The following is a 9065-nucleotide window of genomic DNA, read 5'->3' as shown; positions in this document are numbered from 1 at the left end:
CTTACTGCCCGTTAAGCGTGGGATAAACGGCCGCTTAATGTTGAATAGATTCTTCACTTTTTGCTGCTCGCATTTGTTTATAATTCATTTTTACTTCGTACATACTCGAATCCGCTTTAACGATTAACTCTTTTAAATGATCAGCATCTGAGGGATAGCTAGCTTTACCAATTGAAACAGATAAATCATCTTTATGCGGCCAATTTTCCCTTTTCATTTGATCTTTAAAATGATTGATTTTATTGTTAAGGATGGTTTCATCGGAAAATAAGGAAAGAACAAGGAATTCATCTCCTCCCCACCTAGCAATCATATCTCTTTTATCAAAAGAATCGTTTAAAAGTTTTGATAAAGTCTCGAGCACTCGATCCCCATACTCATGTCCGTAATGATCATTTACTTCTTTAAAATCATTCACATCTAATAGTAATATGGCGATATTTACTTTTTTTCGATCAGCATATGTACGTAATTTAGGGAACTGCTCCAATATATAACGTCTATTATATAATTCTGTTAGCGCGTCTCTCGTAGATAAATACACATATTTATCATACTGCTTTCCAAGATACCATGCCAAAAGAAGCGGGATAATTGCAGGAAAGGGAAATAGTTCAGGGACCCGTCCGAAGTCTTTCTCTACAATTCCTCTAATGTATAAAAGAACGGCAGCCATACAGCTTATACTGATAACTCTCCCTCTATACCCTAATGCGCTACCAGCTTTTAGTCTCACTTATGTAGTCTCCCTTCTTAATTATAAGGCTCTGTTATAGGGTGCTGTTGATTTTTGACTTATTCTCGTGAAACAGCGTTTATACTGCAACCAAGAAAGATTATATTTAAAAAGTAGAAAATGGTCTATATGGGTTGAATATCTCCTAATTCTAATTTTATACATAAAAACCATTTAAACCTATAACGAGCATCCCGTAATGTTCTCGTAATATTTGAAATGTATTTTTATTTAAATTGTCATGTTCTTTTTTTTGTTATCTCTCTATAATTAAATTGAAATTGAAATTTAATCTTTATGATTATTCGGGAGGAAGCTTTCTTTATGAAGAAGTTAAAAAAATCTTTTATTGTCGCAGGAACTATTATTGGTACCCTAGTTGCCAGTACTTCTGCTTATGCTAATACATACCAAGTAAAATCAGGTGACAGTTTATATAAAATTGCTAAAGTACATAATACAACTGTTCAACAATTAAAAACTAAAAACAATTTAACTAGTAATCTTATTAGACCTGGACAAGTTTTACAGATTAATGAATCTACTAGTAATAAGAGTACAACCTCAACAAAAAAACATGTGGTCAAACTAGGAGATTCACTAAGTGGCATCGCTGCCCGATATAATACCTCTCTTAGCAAGTTACTTGCATTAAATCCTGAGATTTCTAATCCAAACCGTATCTATGTTGGTCAATCCATTCGTGTATCTGGACAAGCCTCTGCAGCTAAGGCTACTACGGCGTCTGTAAGCAGCAGTTCAAGTACTACATATAAAGTTAAATCAGGCGATACTCTCTCCAAAATCGCTAAAACACATAATACAACCGTAAAAGCTTTACTTTCTTTAAACCCAAGCATTTCAAATGCAAATGCCATTCGCGTTGGTCAATCTATTAAACTTTCTGGAAAAGCTTCATCAGCAGTAGCTAAACCACAGTCTACTTCAACTGCTACAACTGCTGCCGCTGAAGCAAATCAAGTATTAGCTGCTGGTGCAAAATATTTAGGGGCAAAGTATGTGTACGGTGCCAGCACCTCACGTACTGATGCTTTCGATTGTTCTTCATTCACATGGAGAGCATTCCAAGCTGTAGGTGTTACCTTACCTCGAACTTCATCAGCTCAAGCTCAAGTTGGGACACCTGTATCAAAAAGCACCTTACAAAAAGGAGATTTAGTATTTTTTGATACCGACTATGATGGTTCTATTAATCACGTAGGAATTTATGCTGGTAACGGACAGATGCTGAATGCTTCTACATCTAAAGGTGTATCTTATGCGAACATTAACAGTTCTTACTGGGAACCTCGTTTTGTAAAAGCTGTTCGTGTTCTTAAATAAAAACAGCATATAATCATTAAAACCTCCCTTTTTATTTGAAGGGAGGCTTTTTTATATAGGTATTTTCTTCATTCATTTCTAGATTCCTAATTAAGATTTATGCAATGAATCTACTGGAACACCCTCTTCATGTTCCGGAACTGACCACTCGATTTCGCCCGCCTTTTTTAGCACGATACAGAGCTTCATCTGCTCTTCTGTACAAACTATAAAATGATTCAAATTCCCTTCTTTCGGCAACTCCAAAACTAGCTGTGAGTTTACCAGCAATTGAATGCCCGCTATCTTCTATCACTGTCCGAATCTTTTCTGCCACAATAACGGCATCATCAATGGTACTTCGCCGCATCAATATGACAAACTCTTCACCACCGAGTCTAGCCAAAATATCGGATTTACGTATAATACTGCGTGTTATTTCAGCAGTATGTTTCAATACCTCATCTCCAACAGGATGTCCCCAAGTATCATTTACACGCTTAAAATGATCCAAGTCGAAAATGATTATAGAAACCGGCTCATGACTAGCATCTGCATGCTCAAACTTCTCTTTTATTCTCTGTTCAATAAAATACCGGTTATATAAGCCTGTTAACTCATCCGTAATAGCAAGATTCTTTAATACTTTATTTTTCTTCTGCAATGTTTTATTCAGTTGAATCAAATTCTTTTCCACTACGCGCTTTTCTGTAATATCTCTTGCAGAAGCATAGATATATTTACCGTTAGGCTGGGAGCGCCAATCAATATATTTGTATGAACCATCCTTGCAGCGAACCCTATTTACAAAACTCAATATTTCTTTCTGATCTTCTAAGTCCTTCATTGCAGCTAAAGTCGAAGGCACATCATCCGTATGTACAAGAGAAACAAAGCTTTCACCTAGCATTTCCTCAAATGTATATCCTAGCACATGTTCAAATTGTTTATTAATTTTCAGAAACTGTCCATCTGTAGTGGCAACGCAAAGCATATCCAGATTTACCTTTAGAAAACCTTCGATTTCCTTATCCAACATATATTCCTTCGTAACATCGACATATATGCAGCCAAAAATATGCTCATGCAGCGGAAATACCTTAACTCGAATCCACTTTTGAATCGAATAATGATTCATATCAAACTGCGTTGCTTTTTGACCCATAATTGCATTATTAAAGGTTTCCTTCCATTGAGACTCGCCTTCCCAACCTTCCGGGAACACTTCATAAAAGCTTTTATCAATAACATCCGAAGCTTTTACCCCCATCAGAGTTTCATATGTCTGATTTACTGCTAAAAATTCATAGTCACAAGGAATCCCCCGTTCATCCATGATAGCCCTGTGATATGAATAAGCTGTTGGTGATTTTTCAAAGAACTCCTTAAGGTACTGTTCTTTCATATGCTTTACCCCACTTACATAGTTTCCCTTATCGTAAACTTTATTAATATGATACTAACTAATTATCAATATACTTCTCTTCTATCATACATATATAAAGTAAAATTTTCCCTATCCCTTTATTCTACTATATATTTTGCTTCGCAATAAAGAATGAAAACATACTTGTTCCCTTCAAAGCACAAACATTGAACTTTATTTATATCGGAAAAATATCTATTCTGTTTAATAGTTAGCGCTTAGCTGTCAATATACCACTTATTTTAACTTTGGCTCTTTTAAATAGAAATGTTAATTTTTGGATTACACAAACTAGAAATCATAACTTCAGGAAGCGGGGCCAGCTTGATGCACAAAGCCCCTCTCAACATCGATAAAGTCAAGAATGTCAAGAAGAGCTAATACAATTAGGTACAAGGGCATGAAATTCATAATCATCAATTTAAGTATTGAATGCGCCTCTCAAGCAAACTTATAGGTGTGGTGACATTCCACCAGCAACAGCTAGGATTTGTCCAGTCACATACCTTGATTCATCGCTGCTTAAAAATAGAGCTGCATTCGCTATATCGATTGGTTCACCTAATCTATCAAGGATAATTTGATTTTTATACGCTTGTATGTCCTCTTCATTCATTCTCTCCACCGCTGATGTTTGAATAACACCAGGGGCAATACAATTAACATTTATATAAGGTCCTAACTCCATTGCAGCGGTTTTCGTCAGAGAGGCTACTCCTGCTTTAGCAGCTCCATAATCGGAAAACCCTTTTGCTCCAGCTAGATGAATGGAAGAAATGTTTACAATTTTTCCATATTTTTTAGCCATCATCTGATTAGCTACCAGCTTGATACAATTAACCGTTCCTTTTAAATTTAGTCTCCACGTATCATCCCATCGGTCTACGTCCATCTCCATAATGGACTGATTCATCTGCGCTCCTCGAACGCCGCCGACCACGTTGATTAAAATATCTATTGATTGAAAACGATCTTGACCTGCTTGAACAACCTCTTGAATCTCAGAAAGATTTAATACGTTAGAGCGTATAGCAACTACTTCTGTTAGACTAGCTACTTTTTCTTCCGTTTGTTTCAACCTATTTTCCGATATATCCGTTAGTACAAGTGCCGCTCCTTCCTCTGCAAATCGCAGAGCAATGGCTTGCCCCATAGGACCGCCTGCACCCGTAATCATTGCAACTCGATTTTTAAGACGCATGATTCTCCCCCTTATCATTACTAATAAATAGAAATAGATATAAACACCGATACAACCAAAACTACTCTTTTAAATTCTACATATATCCACAAAATACCTTTTTTGCATCTTTAAACAAAAAGTTCAGTCATTCATTTAAGATTCGACTATAGAACTCATAAAGCCGTCGATATTACAAATGAACCTAGCGAACAGCAGGAACTAATACTTTTTTCAACAATTTTATGATAAAAAAATTGATACGGGTGTCAGATATGTTCAATAATATAGGCAACGCCTTGCCGTCTTTTATACAATAGAAATGCCCCGCTCTTTAGATGGGATTTTATAGTACATTTTTTCATAAAGGATAAATCGTCGTGATTGGAAGTGAGAAAGATATGAGTGATAATACGGAACTTGGCAAGCTGGATGAAACGATTATGAACGCTAATTATACGACCCAAATGGTTCAAGAGCGATTACGTGAGCTAAATCATATCTTTAAAGAAGATGCGAATGAAGAGTGTTTGAAAAAGGGAGAAGATCTTTTAGCCAAAGCGAGCCGTAACGAATATGCTATTGGTTTTTGCGGCCATTTTTCAGCCGGAAAGTCCACTTTAATTAATGAATTATTAGGAGAAACCATTTTACCATCTCACCCTATTCCTACTAGTGCCAACATTGTTAAAATTCACCATGGTGCTCCATTTGTAAAGGTACTATTTAAAGAAAAGGACTTGCTTACGCTAGAAAACCCGAACGATTTAGCACAAATTCAAAGCTACTGCCGTGACGGGGATTCAGTGACAGAAATAGAAATTAGCAGTCCAAATACAAATTTACCAGAAGGTGTAGCCTTTATCGATACCCCAGGAATCGACTCTACAGATGATGCTCATCGTGTTGCAACGGAATCAAGTCTTCATTTAGTTGATTCTATTGTCTATATGATGGATTATCATCATGTTCAATCGGAGGTTAACTTTTCCTTTTTAAAACAAATAACCACAAGTAATAAAGATTGTATAATCGTTGTTAATCAAATTGATAAACATTTGGAAACAGAAATTCCATTTTCTGTGTTTCGCGAGCAAGTCCATCAATCGTTAGTAGATCATAACATAAGCTTCAATGAATTATTATTTGTTTCCGGAAAAGTACATAACGCACGTTTCAATGAGCTTGATCAATTAAAGTCATGCTTAGAAACGTATATCACCTCGAAAGAAAAAAGAGTTTTACTAAATATCGTAAAAGAAGGATTTATGTTAATCGAACAACATAAAAAGTGGTTAAAAAAACAATACAATAAAGAGTTAATGGAGTATGGAGAAATATTGGCCCCTCATCAATTAGAGGATGAAGCAGAGCTAAGAAAGAGCTTGAAAGCAACTAAAGAAAAGCTCATTCCTTTAGATGACTTGCAAGAACACTTTGAAATTGAATTTGAAGAAAAACTTAAAACCGTATTACAAAACGCAAATTTAATGCCCTATCACACAAGAAATCTAGCAAGAGACTTTCTTGAATCCCAACAGCTTAGTTTTAAATTAAATGGTTTGTTTTCTAGAAAGAAAACTAGAGCAGAAAAGGAAAAAAGAAAAACTGAATTTTTCAACGAAGTGAAAGAAAATGCAAGGACTTATTTAGATATTCACATTAAAGATTTACTCTTTAAACATATGGAAGCCTATGAAATTAATGATGAGGCGGTTCATTTATCCATACATCGGTTTGAAGGAAACCTTGAGCCCGATATCATTACAAATTTGTTAAAGCGAGGCGCTTTGTTTTCACATGAGTATGTTCTTAACTACTGTCAATCCGTTATAGAATCCGTACATGCGCATTACAAAAAAGCAGCAAGAGTCCAATTAGAGGAAGCGATAAAGGCTTTACGAAAACGAGAAGGTTCACAACAAAAAAATCAAATTAGAAAACGGGATGAATTGGAAAGAAAGTTAGCCGCCATTTCAGGAATTAAGAATATCCATGACAAAGTTGAAACGAGGGTTAATTCCTTACAAGAACCGTTACGTCATAACACATCTCAAACCATTACGGAGAACGAAAGCCACCCTTTACAATCTTCATCATCATTTACATTTACTAAAGGAGCAGCAGTTTCTGTTCAGCCGAAGAAATGGACCGTTAATATTGGGGAATTATTTACAAACGAAACGAAAGAAAAACAAGTCAATCTCAACCATCTCAATGAAAAGCGTCAGCAAACAGCAGACAGTCTCATAGAAATAGCCGCTCAAATTGAGAAATATAAGGGATTGCATTCATATAGTCTAGACTTAGGAGAACGAGCGGACAGGCTGAGAAATCAAAGGTTTATCGTTACGTTATTTGGAGCTTTTAGTGCCGGGAAGTCCTCTTTCGCCAATGCTTTAATAGGAGAGAATATATTACCCGTCTCGCCAAGCCCAACAACTGCAGCTATCAATCAAATCTTGCCGCCAACTCAGGAGCACCCTCATGAAACGGTCATAGTGAACTTTAAACAAGAAAAAGATTTATTACAGGATATGAATGATGCCCTTTCCCCTTCTGAAACTTCAATTGAAAGTATTTCAGAGCTCTTTCAATTGTTATCAAAACGGGAAGAAATTCTTAAAGAAATAGCCGAAAAAGAAAAAGTTGATAACGATAACACCGAGTCCAATGAGCAGAAAAAAGAAGAAAAGCGAGACCCTCTAGAATTGTTGGATAAAGGACAAATTGCCTTACTAAAAGCCATTCAATTAGGCTATGATGAAATGAATGCTTTAATTAATCAAGAAAAGAAGGTCTCCATCACTGAATTTCAAAGACTTGTTGCTACAGAACAACACGCTTGTTTTATTGAGAAAATCAACTTGTATTATGACTGCCCAATCACACGACAAGGCATCATTCTCGTCGATACTCCAGGGGCTGATTCGATTCACCGTCGTCATACTGAACTCGCTTTTAATTATATTAAAGAATCGGATGCCGTTCTTTTTGTTACATATTACAATCACGCTTTTTCAAAGGCGGACCGGGAGTTTCTTATCCAGCTTGGTCGTATTAAGGACTGTTTTACCAATGATAAAATGTTCTTTATTGTAAATGCAGCCGATTTAGCGGAAAATGCAGAAGAAGTACAACATGTTTTAACTCATGTGGAAAAAGAACTTCTCCGTTGCGGAATTCGTTACCCATCTATCTTCCCTGTATCCAGTCAGCTGGCCATGTACGCAAAGAGATATATGAGTGGGGCCTGTACACAAGAGCAAAAGCAACTTTATGAATCAAAAATCCCGGAGCCATCACGAAAGAATGGAGTGAGCTATTCAGGTTTAGCTGTCTTTGAGGAAGCACTTCACCGTTTTACATTAAATGATTTAACGGAGCTTTCTATTCAATCATCCATCCATGACCTTTCAATGATTACTGGGATTATGGATAGCTGGCTGCATGCAGCAGATATAGATGAATCAGAAAGAGTAAAACGATTAAACGAAGCCTTTATAAAAAAAGAGCAGGCCGTTGAAACGATTCGCACAAGTCAGGATGATATTGAAGAAAAGTTAGTGCTGCAAGAAATTCACGAACTTCTTTATTATGTAAAACAGCGTGTGTTTTATCGTTATTTTGATGAATTTAAAGATATTTTTACGTTTAGTCGTTTTCGGGAAGGAGACTTTCATACTACATTAAGGAAATGTCTGAGCGAAATTATACAATTTATTGCCTATGATCTCACGCAAGAAATGAGAGCCACTTCTTTTCGCATTGAAGTATTTCTAAAAAAGCAGCTGAAAGAGAAACATCGACGTTTAACGGGGACGATTGAAAAGGATGTCCATCACACATTTTTTATGCCGTATAGTGAGCCAACTATCGATTTGCTTTCTTTTTCGGAAGAGATGCATGATTTTTCATTTGGACAATATGAACAATTGCTAGAGCGTTATCAAAATATGAAAGATTCCTTTATAGTAAAAGGCAACCGCGTATTACGGGACGAGCTTGAAGAAAAGCTAAGAGGGCCTGTCGATAAGTATATAAAAAACCAGCGCGAAAAGATTGAATTGCACTATTACTCCCTTTTCCAAAAAGAGATGCTGAAATTAAAGGAATCGTTACTTATACAGGCAGAAGATTTTTTCAAAGGAGAAATTACAGCTTTATCTGTAGAGATAGATAACAATGACTTAAAGAACACACATGCATTTATTCACAGGAAACTACAGGAATTAAACAGTCATGTACATTGAAAGAGCTGAGGGGGCTGTCTAAAAAGTGAAGGACATTTCTCTTGGCGGATTGCCGAATGTTGTCCTTCATGACTCTGATAATAGACATTTTCCTGGCTGGATTTCTAAATTGGGTCCTTCATCACTCCAATGATGAGGTTAGTCTAA

The 9065-nt window shown here is 36.2% G+C and carries 5 protein-coding genes; 2 read left to right on the top strand and 3 right to left on the bottom strand.

Annotated elements, in window-relative coordinates; translation table 11 throughout:
• Nucleotides 1-34: 34 nt before the first annotated feature.
• Nucleotides 35-736, bottom strand: coding sequence for a GGDEF domain-containing protein (locus tag V7068_RS08010; RefSeq protein WP_499712106.1), 702 nt, complete (start codon nucleotides 734-736; stop codon nucleotides 35-37).
• A 324-nt stretch (nucleotides 737-1060) separates the two neighbouring features.
• Here V7068_RS08010 and V7068_RS08005 point away from each other — a divergent pair, with 324 nt between their 5' ends.
• Complete coding sequence (locus tag V7068_RS08005; protein ID WP_499712104.1) at nucleotides 1061-2080, top strand: C40 family peptidase; 1020 nt, start codon at nucleotides 1061-1063, stop codon at nucleotides 2078-2080.
• Between the two features lie 127 nt (nucleotides 2081-2207).
• Here the strand turns inward: V7068_RS08005 and V7068_RS08000 are convergent, their stop codons facing one another.
• On the bottom strand, nucleotides 2208-3464 hold the full coding sequence (locus V7068_RS08000; protein WP_499712102.1) for a sensor domain-containing diguanylate cyclase: 1257 nt from the start codon (nucleotides 3462-3464) through the stop codon (nucleotides 2208-2210).
• Between the two features lie 472 nt (nucleotides 3465-3936).
• Nucleotides 3937-4686: an SDR family NAD(P)-dependent oxidoreductase gene (locus V7068_RS07995; protein ID WP_499712100.1), complete on the bottom strand. Its 750-nt coding sequence runs from the start codon at nucleotides 4684-4686 to the stop codon at nucleotides 3937-3939.
• Between the two features lie 359 nt (nucleotides 4687-5045).
• Between V7068_RS07995 and V7068_RS07990 the strand changes: the two genes are divergently transcribed.
• Nucleotides 5046-8918, top strand: a complete 3873-nt coding sequence (locus tag V7068_RS07990; protein ID WP_499712098.1) for a dynamin family protein — start codon at nucleotides 5046-5048, stop codon at nucleotides 8916-8918.
• The last annotated feature ends 147 nt before the right edge of the window (nucleotides 8919-9065 follow it).

Source organism: Bacillus sp. JJ634 (assembly GCF_036962285.1).
Classification (GTDB): Bacteria; Bacillota; Bacilli; order Bacillales; family DSM-1321; genus Peribacillus; species Peribacillus asahii_A.
The sequence above is the reverse complement of the archived record's forward strand: the minus strand, read 5'-3'. Positions and strand labels throughout refer to the sequence as shown.

Excerpts from the sequence above, each read along its gene's own strand:
- V7068_RS08005 (WP_499712104.1), top strand. The coding sequence starts at position 1,061 with ATGAAGAAGTTAAAAAAATCTTTTATTGTCGCAGGAACTATTATTGGT.
- V7068_RS08000 (WP_499712102.1), bottom strand. The coding sequence starts at position 3,464 with ATGAAAGAACAGTACCTTAAGGAGTTCTTTGAAAAATCACCAACAGCT.
- V7068_RS07995 (WP_499712100.1), bottom strand. The coding sequence starts at position 4,686 with ATGCGTCTTAAAAATCGAGTTGCAATGATTACGGGTGCAGGCGGTCCT.